24 protein-coding genes are annotated in these 21,922 nt (G+C 72.5%); 16 read left to right on the top strand and 8 right to left on the bottom strand.

Annotated elements, in window-relative coordinates; genetic code table 11:
• Positions 1–140 precede the first annotated feature (140 nt).
• Together ACFV9J_RS19055 and ACFV9J_RS19060 are read left to right on the top strand one after the other, a co-directional pair.
• On the top strand, positions 141–413 hold the full coding sequence (locus ACFV9J_RS19055) for a DUF4190 domain-containing protein (protein ID WP_385355782.1): 273 nt from the start codon (positions 141–143) through the stop codon (positions 411–413).
• A gap of 326 nt (positions 414–739) precedes the next feature.
• The gene (locus tag ACFV9J_RS19060; protein WP_385355783.1) at positions 740–916 is read left to right on the top strand and encodes an alpha/beta hydrolase; all 177 of its coding nucleotides are present in this window, start codon (positions 740–742) and stop codon (positions 914–916) included.
• Between the two features lies 1 nt (position 917).
• On the opposite strand, the gene ACFV9J_RS19065 is transcribed toward ACFV9J_RS19060, so the two are convergent.
• On the bottom strand, positions 918–1,511 hold the full coding sequence (locus tag ACFV9J_RS19065) for a TetR/AcrR family transcriptional regulator (protein WP_385355785.1): 594 nt from the start codon (positions 1,509–1,511) through the stop codon (positions 918–920).
• A gap of 51 nt (positions 1,512–1,562) precedes the next feature.
• Here ACFV9J_RS19065 and ACFV9J_RS19070 point away from each other — a divergent pair, with 51 nt between their 5' ends.
• Entirely contained in the window at positions 1,563–2,114 is a 552-nt protein-coding gene (locus ACFV9J_RS19070) for a GNAT family N-acetyltransferase (protein ID WP_385355787.1), read from the top strand.
• 77 nt (positions 2,115–2,191) lie between these two features.
• On the opposite strand, the gene ACFV9J_RS19075 is transcribed toward ACFV9J_RS19070, so the two are convergent.
• The gene (locus ACFV9J_RS19075; RefSeq protein WP_385355788.1) at positions 2,192–2,914 is read right to left on the bottom strand and encodes a VOC family protein; all 723 of its coding nucleotides are present in this window, start codon (positions 2,912–2,914) and stop codon (positions 2,192–2,194) included.
• 251 nt (positions 2,915–3,165) lie between these two features.
• On the opposite strand from ACFV9J_RS19075, the gene ACFV9J_RS19080 reads away from it, so the two are divergent.
• The 4 genes from ACFV9J_RS19080 (at position 3,166) to ACFV9J_RS19095 (ending at position 7,564) form a co-directional block, all read left to right on the top strand.
• A complete protein-coding gene (locus tag ACFV9J_RS19080) occupies positions 3,166–4,023 on the top strand; it encodes an aldo/keto reductase (RefSeq protein WP_385355789.1) in 858 nt (285 codons plus the stop codon).
• Between the two features lie 69 nt (positions 4,024–4,092).
• Positions 4,093–5,025 carry an aldo/keto reductase family oxidoreductase gene (locus ACFV9J_RS19085; RefSeq protein WP_385355790.1) on the top strand — a complete coding sequence of 311 codons (933 nt, stop codon included), beginning with the start codon at positions 4,093–4,095 and terminating at the stop codon, positions 5,023–5,025.
• Between the two features lie 53 nt (positions 5,026–5,078).
• Positions 5,079–5,624 carry a 2'-5' RNA ligase family protein gene (locus ACFV9J_RS19090; protein ID WP_385355791.1) on the top strand — a complete coding sequence of 182 codons (546 nt, stop codon included), beginning with the start codon at positions 5,079–5,081 and terminating at the stop codon, positions 5,622–5,624.
• 182 nt (positions 5,625–5,806) lie between these two features.
• Entirely contained in the window at positions 5,807–7,564 is a 1,758-nt protein-coding gene (locus tag ACFV9J_RS19095; RefSeq protein ID WP_385355792.1) for a lysyl oxidase family protein, read from the top strand.
• Positions 7,565–7,647: 83 nt separating this feature from the next.
• Here the strand turns inward: ACFV9J_RS19095 and ACFV9J_RS19100 are convergent, their stop codons facing one another.
• Complete coding sequence (locus ACFV9J_RS19100) at positions 7,648–7,833, bottom strand: hypothetical protein (protein ID WP_385355793.1); 186 nt, start codon at positions 7,831–7,833, stop codon at positions 7,648–7,650.
• 179 nt (positions 7,834–8,012) lie between these two features.
• Positions 8,013–9,134 carry an FAD-dependent oxidoreductase gene (locus tag ACFV9J_RS19105; protein WP_385355794.1) on the bottom strand — a complete coding sequence of 374 codons (1,122 nt, stop codon included), beginning with the start codon at positions 9,132–9,134 and terminating at the stop codon, positions 8,013–8,015.
• 336 nt (positions 9,135–9,470) lie between these two features.
• Between ACFV9J_RS19105 and kcsA the strand changes: the two genes are divergently transcribed.
• The 3 genes from kcsA (at position 9,471) to ACFV9J_RS19120 (ending at position 12,019) form a co-directional block, all read left to right on the top strand.
• Positions 9,471–9,953, top strand: a complete 483-nt coding sequence (gene kcsA, locus ACFV9J_RS19110) for a pH-gated potassium channel KcsA (protein WP_385355795.1) — start codon at positions 9,471–9,473, stop codon at positions 9,951–9,953.
• A 46-nt stretch (positions 9,954–9,999) separates the two neighbouring features.
• Positions 10,000–10,605, top strand: coding sequence for a dihydrofolate reductase family protein (locus ACFV9J_RS19115; RefSeq protein ID WP_385355796.1), 606 nt, complete (start codon positions 10,000–10,002; stop codon positions 10,603–10,605).
• Between the two features lie 235 nt (positions 10,606–10,840).
• Entirely contained in the window at positions 10,841–12,019 is a 1,179-nt protein-coding gene (locus tag ACFV9J_RS19120) for a Cmx/CmrA family chloramphenicol efflux MFS transporter (protein ID WP_385355797.1), read from the top strand.
• A 126-nt stretch (positions 12,020–12,145) separates the two neighbouring features.
• Here ACFV9J_RS19120 and ACFV9J_RS19125 read toward each other — a convergent pair whose 3' ends face one another.
• Genes ACFV9J_RS19125 through ACFV9J_RS19135 form a run of 3 tightly spaced genes read right to left on the bottom strand, consistent with a single transcriptional unit; the run spans position 12,146 to position 13,181 of the window.
• A complete protein-coding gene (locus ACFV9J_RS19125; RefSeq protein ID WP_385355799.1) occupies positions 12,146–12,430 on the bottom strand; it encodes an MGMT family protein in 285 nt (94 codons plus the stop codon).
• Entirely contained in the window at positions 12,427–12,963 is a 537-nt protein-coding gene (locus tag ACFV9J_RS19130; protein ID WP_385355800.1) for a DUF488 family protein, read from the bottom strand. Before ACFV9J_RS19130 ends, ACFV9J_RS19125 begins: the two co-directional genes overlap by 4 nt.
• Before the next feature lie 8 nt (positions 12,964–12,971).
• The gene (locus ACFV9J_RS19135; protein ID WP_385355801.1) at positions 12,972–13,181 is read right to left on the bottom strand and encodes a DUF2945 domain-containing protein; all 210 of its coding nucleotides are present in this window, start codon (positions 13,179–13,181) and stop codon (positions 12,972–12,974) included.
• Positions 13,182–13,369: 188 nt separating this feature from the next.
• Between ACFV9J_RS19135 and ACFV9J_RS19140 the strand changes: the two genes are divergently transcribed.
• The 6 genes from ACFV9J_RS19140 (at position 13,370) to ACFV9J_RS19165 (ending at position 20,205) form a co-directional block, all read left to right on the top strand.
• Positions 13,370–14,290 (top strand): NADP-dependent oxidoreductase, encoded by a 921-nt coding sequence (locus ACFV9J_RS19140; RefSeq protein WP_385355802.1) that lies wholly within the window; start codon positions 13,370–13,372, stop codon positions 14,288–14,290.
• Positions 14,291–14,851: 561 nt separating this feature from the next.
• Positions 14,852–15,073 (top strand): ferredoxin, encoded by a 222-nt coding sequence (locus ACFV9J_RS19145; protein WP_385355803.1) that lies wholly within the window; start codon positions 14,852–14,854, stop codon positions 15,071–15,073.
• A gap of 125 nt (positions 15,074–15,198) precedes the next feature.
• Positions 15,199–16,785: an ABC transporter substrate-binding protein gene (locus ACFV9J_RS19150; RefSeq protein ID WP_385355804.1), complete on the top strand. Its 1,587-nt coding sequence runs from the start codon at positions 15,199–15,201 to the stop codon at positions 16,783–16,785.
• Positions 16,782–17,732, top strand: a complete 951-nt coding sequence (locus ACFV9J_RS19155; protein WP_385355806.1) for an ABC transporter permease — start codon at positions 16,782–16,784, stop codon at positions 17,730–17,732. Before ACFV9J_RS19150 ends, ACFV9J_RS19155 begins: the two co-directional genes overlap by 4 nt.
• Positions 17,729–18,583, top strand: a complete 855-nt coding sequence (locus ACFV9J_RS19160; RefSeq protein ID WP_385355807.1) for an ABC transporter permease subunit — start codon at positions 17,729–17,731, stop codon at positions 18,581–18,583. Before ACFV9J_RS19155 ends, ACFV9J_RS19160 begins: the two co-directional genes overlap by 4 nt.
• Positions 18,580–20,205 carry an ABC transporter ATP-binding protein gene (locus ACFV9J_RS19165; protein WP_385355808.1) on the top strand — a complete coding sequence of 542 codons (1,626 nt, stop codon included), beginning with the start codon at positions 18,580–18,582 and terminating at the stop codon, positions 20,203–20,205. The genes ACFV9J_RS19160 and ACFV9J_RS19165 overlap by 4 nt, the downstream gene beginning before the upstream one ends.
• 62 nt (positions 20,206–20,267) lie before the next feature.
• Here the strand turns inward: ACFV9J_RS19165 and ACFV9J_RS19170 are convergent, their stop codons facing one another.
• Positions 20,268–21,917: a (2,3-dihydroxybenzoyl)adenylate synthase gene (locus ACFV9J_RS19170; RefSeq protein WP_385355809.1), complete on the bottom strand. Its 1,650-nt coding sequence runs from the start codon at positions 21,915–21,917 to the stop codon at positions 20,268–20,270.
• Between the last annotated feature and the right edge of the window lie 5 nt (positions 21,918–21,922).

A 21,922-nucleotide genomic window follows, 5' to 3' on the forward strand; every position in this document is an offset into this window, starting at 1 on the left:
GTTGTGAAGTCGCAGAGGTCCGGCGTGTGACCTCCGTGCGGTCTCGGAGTGACGACCCGCAGGTGTGAATCGACACCGAGCGGCAACTCGAAGGTTGTCCAAGGAGATACCCACTGACTCACCACAGTTCGGGAGAAAGCATGGCGACCTACAGCAGAACAGGAACCCGAAAGGGCGGCAGGACCAGCGGACTGGCGATCGCCGGACTGGTCTGCGGCATCGTCGGACTCCTCATCCTGCCGATCGTCCTGGGCCCGCTCGCCATCGTCTTCGGTGCCGTGGCGCTGCGGCAGACCGGATCCACCATGGCCAAGTGGGCACTCGGCCTCGGAGTGGCCGACATCCTGCTCATGATCGTGATGTTCGCCGTGGCGGCCAACAATGGCGGCAGCTTCTCCTGGCACATCGGCTGACGCCGCTCGATCGGCCGTTCACCACGGTGCCCGCACCGCTTCCCGCAAGCGGTGCGGGCACCGTGCTGCGCGACGCGGCTGCGGCCTGGTGGCGAACCCCGCTTGGCCGCTCGTCACCGACGAGGACCGGAAGTCGTGTCCAGAGCAGCGGCGCTCCATACAACGACCCCGCGAATTCCGCCCGTTCGTGTGCTCCCGGCCGTACGCGAAGCCGTACCAGGACGTGGACGGGGCCGCGTTCCGCGGATGCACCTTCGACAGCCTGCTGCCGGAGCCGCTCGCGGGCCTGGAGAACCTGATGGCCGCGCGCTTCGCCGTGGTGTGCGGTGACTCGCGCCGGCCGGGGACGGTCCGGGAGTACCAGCGCAGCGTCGCCGCCGGCCGGCTCAGGTACCCCATGCCACGGTCGCAACACCTGCGCCAACGATGCGGCGACCAGGTTCCTCACCACCGGGGAACGCCCCGTGCGGGACCTCGCCTGTGCGGCGGGGCCGAGCGAGTGAACTACCGCGCCCCGGCGGCCAGGGTGGCCAGGTAGTCGTCCAGCAGCTCGACCTGCCGCTGCGGCGGGAACGCCACCGGGTCGAACAGGGCTTGGACCACCAGCCCGAGTACGAAGGACTGCGCGCCCGCCGCGACCTGCGCGGGGTCGCCCGGGGCCAGTTCGCCGCGTTCCTGCGCCGCGACCACCCTGGCGCGCAGCCTTTCACGGCCCTCGGCGTACTTGCGGGCGTAGTCGGTGCTCAGGGCCGGGTCGCAGAGCGCGGCGTCCCAGGAGGAGACCCAGACGCGGTTGCTGTCCGTCGCCTCGGGGGACAGCGGCAGGATGTCCAGCAGGGCGTCCCTGAGGGTGGCCGGGCCCCGGCCGGCGCCGCGGCGGGGGCGGGAGAGGGTGCGCTGTTCGAGCAGGTCGAGGGCGTAAACGACCAGGGCGCGCTTGGTGGGGAAGTAGTGGGTGAGCAGCCCAGTGGTCGCGCCGAGTTCGGCGGCCACGGCACGCAGGGTCAGGCCCGCGAAACCGCGGGTGGCCATGACCTGCCAGACCGCAGCGGAGACGTCCTGCCGCCGGGCCTCGTGATCTCCCTTGGTGCGTGGCATGCCGCCACGGTACATTGACATAACAGATGTTGTGCAAACGGGGAGGCTCTCATGTTCTCGGTGTCGCTCGGTGAAGCTGCCCGACTCGGTCCGCTGGAGGTGTGGCAGGCCGAGGAGTTCGCGGGGCATCTGGACCGGGCTCGTGAGCACATCCGCCCCTGGGTGGGGCCGGGCTTCGTCACCGGCGACACGGACGGAGCGCGGGCCACGCTCGAGCGGTATGCCGCACGCCAGGCCGCCGACGGCGCCCGTCTGTACGGCCTGTGGAGCGAGGAAGTACTGGTCGGCGGCGTGATGTTCACCCAGTTCGACGCGGCCTTCGGCAACTGCGAGGTCGGCTGCTGGCTGGAGCCGTCGGCCGAGGGCCGGGGACTGATCACGCGGGCCTGCGACCTGCTGCTGGACTGGGCCTTCACGGTCCGAGGCCTGCACCGGGCCGAATGGCACTGCCGGGCGGACAACGACCGCAGCGCCGCGGTGGCCGAGAGACTCGGCATGACACTGGAAGGAGTGCGACGCGAGGCGTGGCCGTACGAGGGTGTGCGTTACGACAAGCAGGTCTGGGCGATCCTGGCCGCCGACCGGCGGTCACGGGCACGGTAGGCGGGCGACCGCAAAGGGCAGACGGCGGACGACCGCGCGAAGCCGCCCGCGCCGTGGGGTGCTGGACACACGGTCCGTCAGCCGACGTGTGTCACCGTGAACTCGTTGCCGTCCGGGTCGAGCAGGAACGCCCGGCCGCGGGCCCCCTCAGCGGCTGCGGAGCGGGTCGCGCCGAGCGAGAGCAGGCGGGCGGTCTCCGCCTCGAGGTCGCCGTCGGCGGGCAGCGCGAGCTCGAGGTGGAGCCGGTTGGTGCCGGACTTCGGCGCCACCGGGGGACCGCCCCAGGTGATCTTCGTGCCGCCGGCCGGGGACTGGATGGCGGTCTCCTGGTCCTGGTCCCAGACCAGCGGCCAGCGCAGCGCCGCACTCCAGAAGTAGCCGACCTCCTGTGTGCCGTCGCAGGCCAGCGCTCCGACGGCACCGGTGCCGGCGAGGAAGTTGTTGCCCGCCTCGATGACGCAGAACTCGTTCCCGTCCGGGTCGGCGAGCACCACGTGCCCCTCTTCCGGGAGCTGGCCCACGTCGATGTGCTGTCCGCCCAGTCGCAGCGCCCTGGCCACCGTCGCCCGCTGGTCCGTGCGGGACGCGCTCGTGAGGTCGAAGTGCGCCCGGTTCTGTCCGGTCTTCGGTTCCGGGCTCGGCAGGAACCGAATGCGGTACCCGGCGCCGTCAGGGGGCAGGACCGCGAGGTCGTCGTCCGCGCCGCCGGACAGCTCCCAGCCCAGGACCCCGGACCAGAATCGCGCCAGGTCCGAGGGCACGGAGGTGTTGAAGCAGATCGCGAACAGCTGACTGGTCATACGCCGTGCAACCTCGATCCATGACGTGGTGCGCCCGTCCCGTGGCCGCAGCCTAGGGGTGGCCGCGCCGGCCCCGCATCCGAGTTTCCGGCCCGGGAGCAGGAGGGGGCGCGACGTCCCTCATCCACATCCCGTACTGCTGAATCCAAGAAACCAGAGCTGTTGGATTTCTGGATCAGCGGTTCCTAGAGTGAGCGCGGGGGACTCGCGCGGCACCCGCGCTCACGAGAGCGTCCAGGACGAGGAGAGCCATGCAGCAGCGCACCATCGGCGACCGGTCCGTCTCCGCGATCGGCCTCGGCGGGATGCCGATGTCGATCGAAGGGCGCCCGGACCCGGAGCGGTCGATCGCCACCGTCCACGCCGCGCTCGACGCCGGAGTCACCCTCATCGACACGGCCGACTCCTACCACCGCGACGCGAACGAGGTGGGCCACAACGAGGAACTCGTCGCCCGCGCGCTGCGCGAGTACGGTGCGGACGCCGCCGACGTCCTCGTCGCCACCAAGGGCGGCCACCTGCGTCCCGGTGACGGCACATGGACCCGCAACGGGGACCCCGAGTACCTCAAGCGTGCGGCCAAGGAGTCCGCCCGTCGGCTCGGCGTCGACGCGATCGGCCTCTACCAGTTCCACCGCCCCGACCCCGCCGTCCCGTACGCCGACTCGGTCGGTGCGCTGCGTGAACTGCTCGACGAGGGCGTCATCCTGATGGCCGGCATCTCGAACGCCGGCATCGCGCAGATCGACGAGGCCCGCGAAGTCCTCGGCGGCCGGCTCGTGTCGGTGCAGAACCAGTTCTCGCCCGCCTTCCGCTCCAGCCGGTCCGAACTCGAACACTGCGCCGGGCTCGGGATCGCGTTCCTGCCGTGGAGCCCGCTCGGCGGTATCGCCAACGCCAAGGAACTGGCGGCGCGGCACGGCGTGTTCCAGCAGGTCGCCGACGAGACCGGCACCAGCGTCCACCAGGTCGCGCTCGCCTGGCAGCTCGCGCTCGCGCCGGTGGTGATCCCGATCCCCGGCGCCTCTCGCCCCATGAGCATCCGCGACTCCGCCGCCGCGGCCGACCTCGAACTCACCAGCGACCAGGTCGCGCTCCTGTCGGCCTGATCCGTCTCCTCCCGATCCTCTCCGCCCGATCCGTCTCCCGATCCGCCCGAGCCACAGCGAAAGAGCCGCATGAAGACCTTCACCCTGCCCGGCACCGACATGGTCGTGCCCAACATCGTCCTCGGCCTGATGCGCATCCAGGACATGAACGACGACGAAGTGCGCACGCTCGTGCACACGGCACGCGACGCCGGTATCACCTTCCTCGACCACGCGGACGTGTACGGCACGGGCAGTCACGGCTGCGAGCGCCGTTTCGCCGAGGCGCTGAAACTCAGTCCCTCGGAGCGCGAGCAGTTCGTCATCCAGACCAAGGCCGGCATCGTCAAGGACGGTCCGTACTTCGACTTCTCCCACGAGCACATCGTGGAGTCGGTGAACGGCTCGCTGGAGGCACTGGGCACGGAGTACCTCGACATCCTGCTGCTGCACCGTCCCGACGCGCTGGTCGAACCGGAGGAAGTGGCCCGCGCCTTCGACGAGTTGTCCGCGGCGGGCAAGGTGCGTGCCTTCGGCGTCTCCAACCAGACGCCGCGCCAGCTCGACCTGCTGCGCAAGTACGTGCGGCAACCGATCGTCGCGAACCAGCTCCAGCTCTCGGTCACACACGCGCCGATGATCGCCCAGGGCATCGCCGCGAACATGCAGGGTCTCGACCAGTCGGTGGTGCGCGACGACGGAATCGTCGACTACTGCCGCCTGCACGACATCACCGTGCAGGCCTGGTCGCCCTTCCAGGCCGGATTCTTCGACGGCCCCTTCCTCGGCTCACCCCGCTACCCCGAACTGAACGCCGTGATCGACCGGCTGAGCGAGAAGTACGGAGTGCCGGCCGAGGCGATCGCGGTCGCCTGGATCACCCGCCACCCCGCGCGGATGCAGGTCGTGCTCGGCACCACCACGCCGGAGCGGGTCGCGGCGGCCGCGCTCGGCTCGGAGCTCCCGCTCACCCGGCCCGAGTGGTACGAACTGTTCCGCGCCGCCGGCTACACGGTGCCGTAACCGACGGCGCGGCCACAGGGGACGGCGAGGCGCGGGAGGACGGGAGGAACGGGGTGGCCCGGACGGGAACGACGGCGGTGCTGGCGCTGTTGCCGGACGCCGAGCCGCTGTTGGGGGCGGCCGCCGCGGTGGACGGGTCGGCGGTGCGGCCGGGCCTGCCCGCACACGCCACCCTGCTCTATCCCTGGCTGCCCGCCGACGAGGTGGGGGAGCCGGAGCTGCGGCGGCTGCGGGCCGCCCTACCGGTCGGCCCGGTCCCCGTCAGGTTGGCCACGGTCGAACGAACCGGCGGGTTCGTCGGTGTCCCGGTGCCCGGACTGAGCCAGGTGGCCGACGCGGTCCGCACGGCGTTTCCGGCTCAGGTGCCCTACGGCGGCCGGTTCGGCCCGCGCCCCCAGGTGCACGTCACCGTGGCCCTGGACGCGGCACCGCAGGCCGCCGCAGGCATCGCCCGCCGTACCGCCGCCGCCCTGCCGATCACCACGGCGGTCAGCACCCTGCACGTGGTCACCCTCGCCCGGACGGGGTGGCGGGGCCTCGCGGAACTGCCCCTCAGCCACTGGCGCGGCGAGCGGCAACCCCTGGCACCCGATTCTTGACCTGACATGGGTGCACCCCATCAGGGTGCTTCGAAAGCGCTGCGATCCGGCCAAGCTCCGGCCCTTTCCCACCTTCTGGACAACCGGGCATCAGAGCGCTCCCTCTCACAGCGCGGGCACAGCAAGTGCCCGCCTGCTTCCTTCCCACCGCACCCCCCCAGCACCTGAAGGACGAGGGATCGATGACCAGAACGCGCACCACCCGGCTGCGGCGTCCACTGCTCACAGGCACCACGGCGGTCGCCGCCATGGCCGTGACCGCCGGACTCGTGGCCGCCACCGCGGAGCCGGCGAAAGCGGCGACAGGGCCCAAGCTGAGCCTCATCGCCGCGACCAACTCACTCACGCTCACCTCCTGGAAGGAGGACCCGGGCGTCTACCTCGACCTCGGCACCTACCTCACCGCCGAGGGCAGGCCGCTGGAGCTGAAGGTGACCCGGAAGTCCTACAAGGACCCGGTGACCATCACCCAGACCGTGTACGAGGGCGGCAAGGCCAAGGCCAAGACGCTCCCCAAGGGCACGGTGAAGGACTTCTCCGGACTGCCCGGCTTCGCGGAGATCACGGTCACCGACAAGGCGGGCAAGAAGGTCCTGAACCGGACCGAGGACTTCTGCCCGAACAACGCTAGCGGCCGGGTACGCCCCGACGCACCCGCCACCTCCAAGTATCCGGAGAGCTGCCCCACCAACCCCTTCACCCTCGGTTCGGTGTGGGGCGTCGAGCAGGGCTGGGCGGCCAACACCTACGCGGGTTCCTACACCGAGCCGGTCGCACTGGCGGCCGGGACCTACACCGCCAAGGTCGGGGTCGCCAAGAAGTACCGCGACGTCTTCGGCATCGCGAACAAGCCGGCCGCCGTCAAGGTGACCGTCGTGGAACGGAGTTACGAGGACGACCAGGGTGCCGCCGGGTCGGCCGCGTCCCGGTCCGCGACGGCGGGCGAACACGCCGGTCACGGGGCCGCCCCCCAGGCTCCGGCCGCACACGCGGGCCACGGGCCGGGGCACGCGCCGACCCCCGCACAGGCCGCCGCGCCGGTCACGAGCGGGGCGGGCGCCTCGTACAACGTGGGCCACGGGCCCCTCAAGGCCGCGCCGCCCGCCCTGCCGTGGGCGCTGAAGAAGCAGCAGGCCGCGCGCTCCGCGCCGGTCGGCGACAAGGGAGGCCAGACCGACGGCTCGCGCAAGGCCCCGGCACTCCAGCCGCTGGCGGAGCGACCCGCGGGCAAGGCCTCCGTGCCGGACGTGCCCAAGCCCGATCTGCGCTCGCTGCCGGCCTACGGCATCGTCGTCAGCGACGGGGAGCAGGACGTCCCCGGCAAGGACTACCTGGCCTTCAGCGCCAACGTGTGGAACGCCGGCCCGGCCCAGCTGGTGGTGGACGGCTTCCGGTCGCCCGGCAAGGCCAAGATGGACGCCTACCAGTACTTCTACGACGCCAAGGGCAAGCAGGTCGGCTACGCCCCGACCGGCACCATGGAATGGGACCCGCGTCCGGGGCACGTGCACTGGCACTTCACCGACTTCGCCAGCTACCGGCTGCTGAAGGCGGACAAGAAGGAGGCCGTGCGCAGCGGCAAGGAGGCCTTCTGCCTGGCCAACACCGACGCGATCGACTACACGGTGAAGAACGCCAACTGGCACCCGTTCAACACCGATCTCTCCACCGCCTGCGGTGAGGAGAACTCCATCTCCGTCCGCGAGGTGCTCGACGTCGGCTCCGGCGACACCTACTCCCAGGACCTGCCGGGCCAGTCCTTCGACATCACGGACGTGCCCAACGGCACGTACTACATCCAGGTGCTGGCCAACCCCGAGAAGCGGCTCAAGGAGACCAACCTCGACAACAACAGCGCGCTGCGCAAGATCGTGCTCGGCGGCAAGCCGGACGCCCGGACCGTGACCGTACCGGCACACGACCTGGTGAACGCGAACTGACCCGGCCCGGGGCGCCGACGGCCGCCATCCGCGGCGGCCGTCGGCTCCACGCACCGAACGCGTCCCGACCCTTGAGGCGCCGGTCACTCGCGCACGATGTCGCCCTGCGCGGACCAGGTGGCGAGCGCGCCGAACGCCTCGGGGAAGCGGTCGACGTGGTCGAGGAAGACGAAGCCCTCCATGCGGGCCCGGCGAAGGCCGAGTTGGAGGTAGTTGCGGGGCCGGTCGCGGGTGACTCGCCCCGGTAGCCGGAGGCGACTTCGCCGCACACCACGATGCGGGTGTGCAGCGCGAGGCGGTCCAGGACCGCCTCCAGGAGTTCGCCGCCCGCGATGCCGAGCACGCGAGCGCCGCGCGCCTTCGCGATCCGGGCGGCGATCGCCCCCGTGGCTCCCTCGCCGACGGAGCGTAGGGCCGGCTGCGCAGCGGCAAGTGGCCTACCGGCGGCTCACAAGCCGTTCTCGGTGATCAGGTCGATCAGGCCCTGGGCCGTGTTGTCGGGGGAGTCCATGCCGACCATGTCGTCGCTCGCCGCCTCGGCGCTGCGGGGGAACATGGCCCGCTCGTACTCGGCCAGCGCCGCCTCGACGTCGCCCGGGTGCGCGGCGAGGGCCGTACCCAGTTCCGCCCCGTCGAGCATCGCCAGGTTGGCGCCCTCCCCGTTGGGAGCGGTGAGGTGGGCCGCATCGCCCAGCAGGGTCACCCCCGGCACCCGCTCCCACCGGTGTCCGGCCGGCAGGGCGTGGAGGGCGCGCAGGGCCGGTGCGACATCGCTGTCGGTGATCAGCGCGGTGAGCTCGGGCGCCCAGCCGTCGAACTCCCGGGCGATGCGTGCGGTTGCCGCGGCGCCATCGGTGAAGTCGATCCCGGTGAACCAGTCCAGCGGCCGGGACAGCCCCACGTAGGCGTGCAGGGTGTCGTCCTTCTCCCGATGGGCGAAGATCTCCTTGCCCGGTGCGGGCGCGATCAGCATCCCGCCACCGACCGTCTTGGCGGCCACCGGATGGCGGGTGCCGGCGTCGAACAGATAGGTCTCGACCACCGACTTGCCGACGTACTCGGGTGTGGCGGAGGACAGCAGCGGCCGGACACGTGACCACGCGCCGTCCGCCCCGACCAGCAGACGGGTGACGGCCGTGCCACCGTCGGCGAACGTCACCTCGTGACGGCCGTCGCCGAGCGAACGGGCACCGCTGACCTTGTGACCCCACCGCACGGTGCCGGCCGGGAGCGAGTCGAGCAGAATCTGCCGCAGGTCGCCGCGCTGCACCTCCGGGCGGCCACCGGTCCCGTCGTCGGGCTGGTCGAGCTGGACGGTGCCGTCCGTGTCGAGGACCCGCATGGCCTGGCGGCCCTCCAGAACGATGGCCTGGAACTCGTCGGTCAGCCCGGCCGCCTCGACCGCGAGCTGCCCGTTGTAGTCGTGGATGTCCAGCAGTCCGCCCTGGGCGCGCGCCGTGGAGGACGAGTCGGCCTCGTAGACGGTGACCGGTATCGCGTGGACGTGCAGGACGCGGGCCAGGGTGAGTCCGCCGAGCCCGGCGCCGATGATCGTGACAGGGGTGTGCATGCTGGCTCCTTCGGGATCGGGCCGTCCGGTTCTTCTCCGGCCGGCCGCATCTCGAAGGTGCCAGCTGCCGCCGACGAGCCCCCGACATCCGACCGACAGCCCCCGACATCGCTCCTACGCGGTGCCGACATGACACCGACACCGCGGCCTCTGCCTTGTCGGGCGCGAACCCGGCGATGTGGACGAGGGACTTGACGTCGGGGTTGCCGGCGGCGGAGTCGGTGATGACGGCTCCGGCGTAGGAGTGCCGAAGGAGTGAAGATCGGTCACGGAGCGTAGCGGAGTACCTCGGGCACCGGCGCGTTGCCGCATCGTCGTCCCGGCCGGTGGCGGAGCATGCCACCCATGCTGTCCGGTCTTCTGGCCAGATTGGTCAAACTGCTGCTCGGGCGCCACGGCAGTGCGCTGCACTGGAGGGCCGCGGGTGCCGCGACGGTCCTCCTGGTGATCGTCCTCCTCGTGGGCTCGTACTTGGCCGTCCTGGCCGAGCGCGGCGCACCGGGGGCGCAGCTGATCACGTATCCGCGGGCGCTGTGGTGGTCCGTGGAGACCGCGACGACCGTCGGCTACGGCGACCTGTACCCCGTGACCCTGTGGGGCCGGCTCGTGGCTGTGGTGGTGATGGTCGCCGGGATCACCTCCTTCGGTCTGGTGACCGCCGCGCTGGCCACCTGGTTCGTCGGCAGGGAACAAGAGCGCCAGGGCCACTTCGTGCGCCACACCGAGCAGGCCGCCGAGGAGGCGTACACCGAGGCGACCCGGGCGCTGCACGAACGTTTCGACCGGCTGGAGCGGATGCTCGACGACAACCGCCGATGAGTCCGCGGCGGTCGTGCGGTCTACCCGTCGACGAAGGGAGCGCACCATGCGCGAGATCATCGTTTGCACGTTCCTGACGCTGGACGGCGTCATGCAGGCGCCGGGCGGCCCGGACGAGGACGCCGAGAGCGGCTTCGAGCACGGCGGCTGGCAGAAGCCGGTGGACGACGACGAGGTCGGCACGGCCATCGCCGGTTGGTACGAGGACTCCGACGCCATGCTGCTCGGCCGCAAGACCTACGACATCTTCGCGTCGTACTGGCCGACCGCCGACCCCGACAACCCGTTCACCCAGCGGATGAACAGCATGCACAAGTACGTGGCGTCCCGGACCCTGACGTCCCTCGACTGGCAGAACTCGACACTGCTGGAGGGCGACACCGTCGACGCCGTACGCGGGCTGAAGGCGTCCGACGGGGGGAACATCAACGTCGTCGGCAGCGGCGACCTCGCCCAGACCCTCATGCGGCACGGCCTCGTCGACGAGTACCGGCTGACCATCCACCCGGTGATCATCGGGACCGGCAAACGGCTGTTCGCCGACGGAGCGATTCCCACCGCGCTGCAGCCGGTCAGCGTCTCGACGACGAAGGGCGGCACCGTCGTCGGGGTCTACCGGCCGAGCGGTGAGCCCCGCTACGACAGCTACTAGGACGCCGGAGGAACCGAGGTGCCCCGACGGGCCGGGGTCCGGTACCGTGCGGCTCATGTCGAGTCCCGAGTCGGACAGGGTGGGGGCTTTCGGTCACCCCGTCAGCCCCCTGAATCACTGAGTTCGCAGCCCCGCGTCGTCGTACCGGTTTCGCCGGTCGGACGAGCGCGCACGGGGGCCGGCCGTGGTGACGAGATGACCCTTCTCGTGCTTCTCCTCGCCTCGGAGCCACTCGATGCCTCTTCCGCTGTACCTGCTCGCCGTGGCCGTTTGCGCCATGGGCACCTCGGAGCTCATGCTCGCCGGCCTCGTGCCGGACATCGCCTCGGATCTCGGCATCACCGTCGGGACCGCAGGCGCACTCACCTCGGCCTTCGCGACCGGCATGATCGTCGGCGCTCCCCTTGTGGCGGCGCTGGCCCGCACCTGGCCCAGGCGTTCCAGCCTCCTCGGATTCATCCTCGCCTTCGCGGCGGCACACGCCGTGGGAGCCGGCACCACGAGCTTCCCCGTCCTGATGGCCTGCCGGGTCGTGGCCGCGCTCGCGAACGCGGGATTCCTCGCGGTCGCACTGACGACCGCCGCCGCACTGGTCCCTGGCGACAAGAAGGGACGCGCGCTGGCCGTGCTGCTGTCCGGCACGACGGTGGCCACGGTCGTCGGCGTGCCCGCCGGGTCACTCCTCGGCACATGGCTCGGCTGGCGGGCCACGTTCTGGGCCGTCGCCGTCTGCTGCCTGCCCGCGGCGCTCGGCGTGCTGAAGGGAATCCCCGCGGGACGTGCGACGGCGGCGGCGACCGGTGGGCCGCCGCTGCGAGTCGAGCTCGCCCTGCTCAAGACCCCCCGGTTGCTGCTGGCGATGCTGCTGGGCGCGCTGGTGAACGCGGCGACCTTCGCGAGCTTCACCTTCCTGGCCCCCGTCGTGACCGACACCGCGGGGCTGGGCGAACTGTGGATCTCTGCCGCCCTGGTGCTCTTCGGCGCCGGTTCCTTCGTCGGCGTCACCGTCGCCGGACGGCTGTCCGACCGACGCCCCGCCCAGGTCCTCGCCGTCGCCGGTCCCCTGCTGCTCGTCGGCTGGCCCGCGCTGGCGATGCTGGCCGACCGGCCGGTCGCCCTGCTGATCCTGGTGTTCGTCCAGGGCGCCCTGTCGTTCGCGCTGGGCAGCACGCTGATCACGCGGGTCCTCTACGAAGCGGCGGGAGCACCCACCATGGCCGGTTCGTACGCGACCGCCGCCCTCAACGTGGGCGCCGCGGTCGGACCGTTCCTCGCCGCGACCACCCTCGGCACCACGACCGGCAACCTCGGCCCGCTGTGGGCGAGCGGGCTCCTGGTCGCCGTCGCGCTGCTCGTCGCGTTCCCCTTCCGCACGGCGATCACAACTGCCGCACCCGCCGACGCGACCCGATGAAACCGCCACCCGGGTGCGGTCACATCGCCTCGGCGCATTCGTCGGCCCTCGCCCACCTCGGCCTGCCCGAACCGCAGGGGAGGCGAAGGACGCCTTGGCCGTGGAGCTGATCAGGGGGCTCGGACGTCACGGCGTCCAGTGGTGGCGGGCTCGGGCCATGTCCACGCGTGCCCCGCGCATCGGCGTTCCCTCGTCCCGCAGAAGGACCGGCGCCCGCCCGCCGTGGCAGGAGGGCGGCGTCCCGTCCGCGTACACGACACGCCACCACGGCACGTCCTCGTCCAGCAGACTCATGGCCCGACCCACCTGCCGTGCACCGACACCGGTCCGTTGACCGACGTCACCGTAGGAGGCCACGGCACCCGCGGGGATCGAGCACACCGCGTCCCGGACCTCGTCGACGAAGGTCACGGCACCTCCGCGGCGGGCGGTGGGTAGGTGAGGTGGCCGTCGCGGACCCGTGCGTGCTCGTTCAGGACCGCCGGCTTCGTGGCCGTCCGCGACATGATGTGCACGACCCCCACCCCGGCGACCAGCAGCGCGTCAGTGATCAGCCGGCGGTGGCAGCGCCACGGCACCGCCTCGCTGCACATGATCGCGGGCCGCTCGTGCCGCGCCAGCCCGATCAGCTCGTCCAGGCCCTCCGCGAATTCGTCCCCCGCCATGTAGTCGGCGTAATCGCGGAACGCTTTTACCCGCCACGCACCATTCTCGCTGGGGACCCCCTTGGGGGTGTGCCGCCGACCGCCGAGCCGAGGGATCCAGCGGTACTCGATGTCGGGCGGCAGATTCTCCACGACAGCGGACTGATTCCACTGGGGATGTTTTCTCGACGACGGGTACGAGCGCACATCGACCAGGCAGGTGATGTCATGGCTGCGCAGCATGTCCAGCACCTCGTCGAAGGCACGCGTCGAATGCCCGATCGTGTGGACCCGGCTCACCTCGGCCCCTACGCCTTCTTCAGCGCTCCACCCTTGTGCATGGCGACATGGTCGGTCTTGTCGCTCCTGATTTCGTACTGCGGATCGTCCGCCGAGCAGTGCCGCGTACGGCCCTTGAACCGCACGTCGCGGGTGTGCTTCTTGATGACGACGCCCTCGACGTACCCGGCCTCGGAGTTCCAGCGCACGTGGTCTCCCACGGAAAAGTCGTCCGCCATGCGGTCCAGAGTCTCATGTGTGCGGGGTGGCGGCCATCCGGTGACTGGCTCAGTCCCCTGGGGGCGAAGTGGCCCACCTGGGCCCAGTGGCAGGAGCATACGGTCGAGGGCAGGGCGCATCGCGTGCCCCCGCGGCCGTGCGTGGGCACCGTGTGCGTGATGACCGCCGCTCGACCCGAGGATCCGCTGTGCAAGCCGTCTCCGTCCATGACCGTGACGCGGGCGCCGAAGGGCTCGCCCTGACGGAAATGCCCTCCCCGCACGCTGCCGAGAACGACGTCGTCGTGCGTGTGCATGCCGCCGGTTTCACCCGCGGGGAACTCACCTGGCCGGGTACCTGGACCGACCGTGCCGGACGCGACCGCACACCGAGTGTGCCCGGGCACGAGCTGTCGGGCGTGGTCGAGGAACTGGGGTACGGCACCACCGGCCTCACCGTCGGCCAGCGGGTGTTCGGCCTGGCCGACTGGACGCGCAACGGTTCGCTGGCCGAGTACACCGCGGTGGAGGCACGCAACCTGGCCCCACTTCCCGCCGACGTCGACCACACCGTGGCCGCCGCGCTGCCCGTCTCGGGGCTGACCGCGTGGCAAGGTCTGTTCGACCACGGACGGCTCGCGACGGGGCAGACGGTCGTGGTCCACGGCGCTGCCGGCAGCGTCGGTTCGATCGCGGTCCAACTCGCCCGCGAGGCCGGTGCCCGGGTGATCGCCACCGGTCGCGCCGCCGACCGGGACACCGCTCTCGGCCTGGGCGCCGAGGTATTCCTGGACCTCCAGTCGGACCGGCTGGAGGACGCGGGAGAGGCCGACGTCGTGTTCGACGTCATCGGCGGCGAGATCCTGGACCGCTCGGCCGCCCTGGTACGTCCCGGCGGAACCCTCGTCACCATCGCCGCGCCTCCCGTCGTCAGGCCGGAGAACGGGCGGGCGGTCTTCTTCGTCGTCGAATCCGACCGGGTCAGGCTCGCCGACCTCGCGCAGCGGGTGAGGGACGGGCGGCTCCGGGTGTCCGTCGCAGAGGTGCGCCCGCTCGCCGAGGCACCCGCCGCCTTCGCGACCGGCCGGGGCAGGCACGGCAGGACGATCATCCGGGTCGTGACCGGGTGACCTGACGAGGCGGCGGGCCGCCGGTGACCCGTATGTCGCTCGACGCCCTGCCCGTGCCCGGCATCGGCCGCCGCCCTGGACGTCGCGACCGCCTACCTTCCGCCCGCGCCGCTCAACCACTCGCTGCGCGCCCACGCGTGGGCCGCCGCCCGCGGCACGGCGGACGGCCTCTCCTTCGACCCGGAACTCCTCTAGGTCGCCGCGCTCCACCACGACATCGGGCTGGTCCCGGCGTTCGACAGCCACACCGTGGCGTTCGAGGAGGCCGGCGGCCACGTCGCCCGCGTCTTCGCGGCGGGCGCCGGATGGCCGGCGGAGCGCCGCGAGCGCCTGGCGGACGTGATCGTGCGTCACATGGCGCCGGAGGTGGATGCCGCCACGGCCCCCACGCGGTCGCGGCCACGGAGCCCGCGGGCACGCCGCCGGAACCCTCCCGAAGCCGTCGTCCCCCGGGCGGGGAGAGCAGTAGTGCGCAGCAATGGTTGAAGATGAATGTCGTTTTCGATTAACGTCTGACCATCGCGTGTCGGCCGCGCCCGCGGCCGCAGGGGAGGGGCCCTCATGACCTTGGCAGGCCAGGCGTTCGGCGCCTGGAGAGTCGGCGCCGAGCGGGATCGGTGTGTCGGGGCGGGGCAGTGCGTCCTCGCCGCGCCGGGGGTCTTCGACCAGGACGAGGAGGACGGGCTCGTGCGCGTCCTCGCCGAGAGGCCCTCCGCGGCCGAGTCGGACGCCGTGCGCGTGGCCGTGCGGTCCTGCCCGTCCGGAGCGCTCACTCTTCGGTAGCCCGCGCGGGCCGCCCGTCTTCCGGCCCCCCCGCCCGTCCTACCGCCTCGTCCTACCGCCTCACTTCACGCGCCGCAGGGGTCTCGCGGCGCCCGGTTCAGCTCAGCAGAACGTCAAGGAGAAGCATGTCCAGACAGATCGACCGCCGTGCCTTCCTACGCCGCGGCGCGGCGGGCGCCGCGGCCCTCGCGGTGGGGCCCGGCCTGCTGGCGGCGTGCTCCACCGACGAGCCCGGGTCCGCCGGAAAGCCCGGACCGGGGTCCTCGCCCCGCTCCGGCGGCACGCTCCGCGCCGCCTTCGTCGGCGGCGGCGCATCCGAGACCCTCGACTTCTTCAACGGCCCCTCCGCACTGGACCTCGTACGGGCCCGGGCCTGGCACGGCACGCTGGGCAACCTCGATCCCGGCGGTCCCGACGGGGTGCGTTACGGCGTGCTCGCGGGAATCGACATCGCCGACGACCTGTCGGCCTACACGCTGCACGTGCGGTCCGGCGTCCGCTTCACCGACGGCTCCCGGCTGACCTCCGCCGACATCCTGCACTCGCTCAGCACGCTCGCGGCCCGGAGTAAACTGCCCGTGTACCGGCTGGCCGCCGCCAACTTCGACCTCGCGCACGCCAAGGCCGACGGCGACCTGAAGGTCGTACTGCCCACCCTGCGGCCCATCGCCGACGGCCGCCTGATCCTCTGCCAGGGAAACTTCCTCGTCGTCAAGGACGGCACCAAGGACTTCCGCGAGGGCATGCCCAGCTGCGGCCCCTTCCGGCTGACCGGATTCACGGCCGGCCAGGGCTCGGCGTTCGAGCGCTACGACGACCACTACGGCCACGTGCCTCACCTCGACGGCCTGGAGCTGCGGTCCATCGCGGACTCGACGGCCAGGGCGGGGGCGCTCACCGGCGGCGCGGTCGACTTCGCCCACGACCTCTCACCCGTCACCGCGCGCACCCTCGCGGACGACGCGAAGGTCGAACTGGCGCCCACGAAGAGCCCCTACCTGGTCGGTCTCTCCTTCCAGCTGAACATGAGCACCGAGCCCTTCGACGACCCGCGGGTCAGGGAGGCGTTCAAACTCGCGGTCGACCGCGAGGCCATGGTGAACACCGTGTTCTACGGCAACGCCGAGATCGGCAACGACCTGCCCTCCCTCGGCTTCCCCGACTACGCCGACACCATCCCCCAGCGCGCCCACGATCCCGGGCGCGCCCGCGCCCTCCTCGAGGAGGCCGGTGCCGACGGCATGAAGGTCCGGCTGACCACCGGCCCCGAGACGCCGGGCATGGTGGAGACGGCCACCCTCTTCGTCGAGGACCTGAAGAAGATCGGCGTGCGGGCGTCCGTCCGTGAGCTGCCCCCGGGCCAGCTCTACGCCGACTTCCCCGGGTACGCGGCACTGCCGCTGGCCGGCTCGTACCAGATGCCCGTTCCCGCGCTGTCGACCTACCAGATGAACACGGCGGGCGGATCGCCGTCCGCGTTCGGCTGGAAGAGGTCCGAGACCGACGCCCTGGTGGCCGAGGCGCGCGCCGAGCGCGACCCGGAGCGGGCGAGGGAACTGGGCACGCGGGCCCAGCGCACGCGTTGGGACGAGGGCAACCAGGTGGTGCCGGTCTTCAAGCCGAACCTGAACGCCCAGGCCAAGGGGGTCGACGGGATTTCCGACGACCTATTCGAACAGTTCCCCGGCTTCTCCCGGGCGTCGCTGGCGTGAACCTGCTCGCCTTCGCGGCCCGCCGCCTCGCGGGGGCCGCCGTCCTGCTCGTCCTGCTGTCGGCCGCGGTCTTCGCGGCCACGGCGGTCCTCCCCGGAGACGCCGTCAGCGCGGTCGCCGGCGTGGACGCCTCCGAGGCGCAACGCGCCGAGGTCCGGGCCGAACTCGGGCTGGACCGGCCCGCCGTCCAGCGGTACGCCGACTGGGCGGCGGGCGCGCTCCGGGGGGATCTGGGCCGCGGCTTCGTGGGGGAGCGGCCGGTCGCCGACGTTCTCGCCACCCGCCTGCCCAACAGCCTGCTCCTCGCCGGACTGACACTCGCGCTCACCGCGCCGCTCGCCACCCTGCTCGGCCTGTGGACGGGGCTGCGCGGCGGCGTCGCCGACCGGGTCGTCTCGACGTCCGCCCAGATCCTGGCCGCCGTACCGGAGTTCGTCGTCGCCGCACTGCTCGTCGCGGTACTGGCGGTGTGGCTGGAGGTGCTGCCGCGGGTCTCCGTCATCCCCCTGGGAGGCACCCCGCTCGACGTCCCGGACGCGCTGGTGCTGCCCGTACTGACGCTCGGCGCGGTCGGCCTGGCGGTGGCCACCAGGCTGCTGCGGGCCTCCGTCGCGGACATCGCGGCCACGCCGTACTGCGAAGCCGCACGGCTCAACGGCGTGCGCGGCGTGCGGCTCGCGGTACGCCACATCCTGCCCAACGCGGCAGGACCGGCCGTGCAGGCGCTCACCCTCACCACGGGGGCCCTGGTCGGCTCCGCGGTGGTGGTGGAGAACGTCTTCGACTACCCGGGCATCGGCCGGGAGCTGCAACTGGCCGTCGCGGCCCGGGACGTGCCGATGGTGCAGGGCATCGCCACCGCCCTGGTCGCGGTCATGCTCGCGGTGTTGCTCCTGGGCGACGTCTGCGCGCGCCTGCTGGGGGCGCGGGAGGGGCACGGCCGATGACGACGGTACTGACACCACCGCGGAGGCGGGCACGCCCGGCCCGCACCGCCGGACGCCGGCGACCGCCGCTGCTCACCGGGGCGCTCACGCTGCTCGTACTCCTCCTCGCCCTCCTGGGGCCGCTGGTCGCGCCGCACAGCCCCACCGCGCAGCTCGCCGCGCCCTTCCAGCAGCCGGACGGGCGGTTCCTGCTCGGCACCGACGTGCTGGGCAGGGACGTGGCGAGCCGGGTGCTCGGCGGCGGCCGCGCCATCGTCCTCACCGCGCTGACGGGAACGGCGGCGGCCGGCGCCGTCGGCATGACCGCCGGCGTCCTGGCGGCCATGGTCTCCCCTCGGCTGGGCGACCTGACGGTCCGCTGTGTGGACGCTCTCGCCGTGCTCCCCGCCCTCCTGGTCGTCCTCGTGCTGGCCGCCGGTTTCCCCGGCAGCGACGCCGCCCTCGTGACAGCCGTCGCCCTGGCCACCGCCCCCTTCTCCACCCGGGTGCTGCGAGCCGCGGCGGACACGGTGCTGCACAGCGGGTACGTCGAGGCCGCCCTGGCCCGGGGCGACACCCGTAGGGCCGTGCTGCGCCACGACGTGCTGCCCAACATCGCCGGACCGGCCCTCATGGACACCGCGCTGCGCCTGGTCGCCTCCCTGCACCTCACCGCCACCGCGGGCTTTCTCGGTCTGGGACGGGGAGGAGCAGAGTCCGACTGGGGACGCATGGTGAGCGAGAACGCCCCGGGGGCCACACTGGCCGCCGCGCCCTTCCTCGCGCCCGCCCTGCTGCTCGTACTGCTGTCCGTCTGCGTAGGTCTGCTGGCCGGACGACTGGCGGACACGGTGGGGAAGGGAGCCGCATGACCGGGGACGCGACCGCCCGCCCGTCGGGGGCGGACCCGGCGGCCGAGATCAGAGGGCTGACCCTCGGACCGGTGCAGGGCGGCCCGCCCGTCCTGCACGACGCCCGCCTCACGGTGCCGCGCGGACAGGTGCTGGGGGTGGTCGGCAGGTCCGGATCGGGCAAGAGCAGCCTGGCGTACAGCCTGCTCGGGCATGTCCGCCCCGGCCTGGAGGTGCGCTCCGGAACCGTCCGCGTGGCCGGCCTCGACCCGTTCGACCGCGCGGACGCCCGCCGGCTGCGGGGCCGCGTGGTGTCGTTCCTGGGGCAGGACCCCGCCTCCGCGCTCAACCCCGCGCTCCGGATCGGCACGCAGATCGGCGAAGCGGTCCGACTGCGCTCGCCCGCCAGGCGTGCGCACGAGGTCCGTGCGCAGGTCGAGGAACTGCTGCTGTCCGTGCGGCTGCCGGCCGACCGGGCGTTCCGGCGGCGGCTGCCGCGTCAGGTGTCGGGAGGGCAGGCGCAACGGGTCGCCCTCGCCCTCGCCCTGGCGGGCAGGCCCGCCCTGCTGGTCCTCGACGAGCCCACCAGCGGTCTGGACACGGTCCTGGCGGACCGGATGCGCGGCCTGCTGGCCGAGGTCCTGTCCGACGGGGACCGTGCCGCGTTGCTGGTCAGCCACGACCCGGTGTGGATCGCGTCCGTGGCGCATGAAGTCGTCCGCCTGGACGGAGGCCGGATCGCCGGTGCCGGGAAGACCGACGCGCCGGTGCCCGCACCGCGGTCGTCCGCAGGCTTCCCGACCGCCGGCGGCCCCGGCCCGGGCGGCGTGCCGCGTACCGGCTCCCGAGGCGCGTCGCGTACCGGCTCCGGCGTAGCGCCGCGTACCGGCTCCGGCGGCGCGCTGTCCGTGCGCGGGCTGGACGCGGCCCACGGGCGTGTGTCAGTGCTGCGCGGCATCTCCCTCACCGTCCCGGCAGGTTCCTGCACCGCCGTCGTGGGTCCCTCGGGTTCCGGCAAGACCACCCTCGCCCGGTGCCTCGCGGGGCTGCACCGGCCCGTGCGGGGGAGCGTCGAGTGGCGGGAGGACGGTGCGGAGGGAGGGCACGGCGCCCCGGTACAGCTCGTCGCGCAGGATGCGCGCGGCGCCCTCAACCCACGGGAGTCCGTGCGCGCCGCGCTCATGCGGCCCCTCGGGCGGCGCCATTCCGCCGCCGACGCCGCCCGCGAAGCCGCACGGCTGCTCGGCCTGGTCTCGCTGGACGCCGACGTACTGGCCCGCCGGCCGGGGGAGCTGTCGGGAGGACAGCGCCAACGCGTCGCACTGGCCCGGACGTTGGCCGCGCAGCCACGTGTCCTGGTCTGTGACGAGATCACCTCCGCGTTGGACCGGGAGACGGCGAGCGGGATCCTGGCCGTGCTGGACTCGCTGCGCCGGACGCTGGGAGTGACGGTAGTGATGGTGACGCACGACCTTACGGCCGCCGCCCATCACGCGGAGCGGGTCGTCGTCCTGGACGCGGGCCGGGTGGCCGAGGCCGGTCCCGCGGTCCGGGTGCTCACCGCCCCCGGACATCCCGTCACCAGGGCACTGCTCACCCATGCCGACGGCGCTGTCCTCGCCGTACCGGATCGGCGGCGGTGAAGGACGTCTTACGGCAGGCGGGAGGAGCGCCCCGGTCACCGGGCGCTCCTCCGCGCCGGGTCTCACGGCCGGGGCAACTGCCGTGCCAGTGCCGCCTTGTCGACCTTCCCGACGGCGGTGAGCGGAAGCCGGGGAACCCGCACCACGTCGTCCGGAGCCTTGTAGCCGGCCAGCCCGCGCTCCTTCAGATGGGCGGCGAGCGCCCGGACGCCGGGAGCCGCGCCCGTGCAGACGACGAAGGCGACCGACCGCTCACCCCACCGCTCGTCCGGCACCCCGACCAGCGCCGCCGCCGTGATCGCGGGATGCTTCAGCAACTGCTCCTCCACCTCCACCGCCGCGACCTTCTCGCCGCCACGGTTGATCTGGTCCTTGAGCCGTCCCACCACCACGAGGTGACCGGACGGCAGGCGCCGCACCACGTCCCCGGAGCGGTAGTAGCCCTCCGGCGTGAACGCGGTGCGGTTGTGCTCCTCGGCGCGGTAGTAGCCACGCAACGTGTACGGGCCACGGGTGAGCAGCTCACCCGCCGCACCGTCCGGCACGGGCCTGCCGTCGGCGTCCACCACGAGCACCTCGTCGTCCGGCGAGACCGGCCGGCCCTGGGTGGCGCAGACCAGGTCCTCACAGTCGTCGAGGCGGGTGAGGTTGATCAGGCCCTCCGCCATGCCGAAGACCTGTTGCACGGTCACCCCGAGGGCCGGTCCGAGCCTGCGGGCGTGGTCCTCGGGCAGTCGCGCCCCGCCGACCTGCACCACCGAGAGGCTGCCGAGGTCCCAGGAGCCGGACGCGGCCTCGTCCGTCCAGTGGGGGACGAGCGGGGGCGTCAGCGAGGTCAGGGTCACGCCCTCCCGCTCAATGAGCGCGAACGCCGTCTGCGGGCTGGGGTCGGGTGCGACGACGACGGTTCCCCCGGCCATGAGGGTGCCCAGCACACCGGGGCAGGCGAAGGCGAAGTTGAACCCGAGGGGCAGCACCGCGAGGTACACGGTGCGTGCGTCGAGTGCGCAGACCTCCGCGCAGGCACGCGCGTTGTAGGCGTAGTCGTCGTGGGTGCGCGGGATGAGTTTGGGAAGCCCCGTGGTGCCGCCGGACAGCAGCAGGAGGGCGACATCGGCGGCGTCCGACGCCTCCTCGCCGGATGCGGGGCCGGACCCGGGGACCGACGCGGACGGTGTGCCCGTCCGCAGCGCCTCGAAGGGGACGAAGCCTTCGTCGGTCCCGGGATCGCCGACCACCACGACGTGCCGCAGCGAGCCGCCCGGCCCCTGCTCCGCCCGTACCTCGCGCATCAGTTCGCGGTGGTCGAACCGGGCGTGCCGGTCCGGCACCACGCAGGCCACGGCGCCCGCCACGCGCACCAGGTGGCCGATCTCCAGGCGCCGGTGGCCCGGCATGGCGTGCACCGGAACGGCACCGACGCGCTGCAGCCCGAACCACACCAGCACGAACTCCGCGCGATTGGGGAGCTGGACCACCACCCGGTCACCCCGCCCGATCCCCAGTCCCCTCAGCCCGCGGGCGACACGGTCCGCCTCGGCGTCCAGCTCCGCGTAGGTCCATCGCCGGTCGCCGTCGACCAGGGCGACACGCCCTCCATGGACCGCCGCACTCTCCCGCAGCCGGGCGGCGAAGGTCACCCCCTGCCAGTGCCCGGCGGCCCGGTAGTGCGCCGATTCGGCTTCGGACCAGGTCCGTTGAGTCTCGCTCACGGGCT

Origin of the sequence: Streptomyces sp. NPDC059906 (assembly GCF_042730645.1) — a bacterium.
GTDB classification, from domain to species: Bacteria; Actinomycetota; Actinomycetes; order Streptomycetales; family Streptomycetaceae; genus Streptomyces; species Streptomyces rubrogriseus.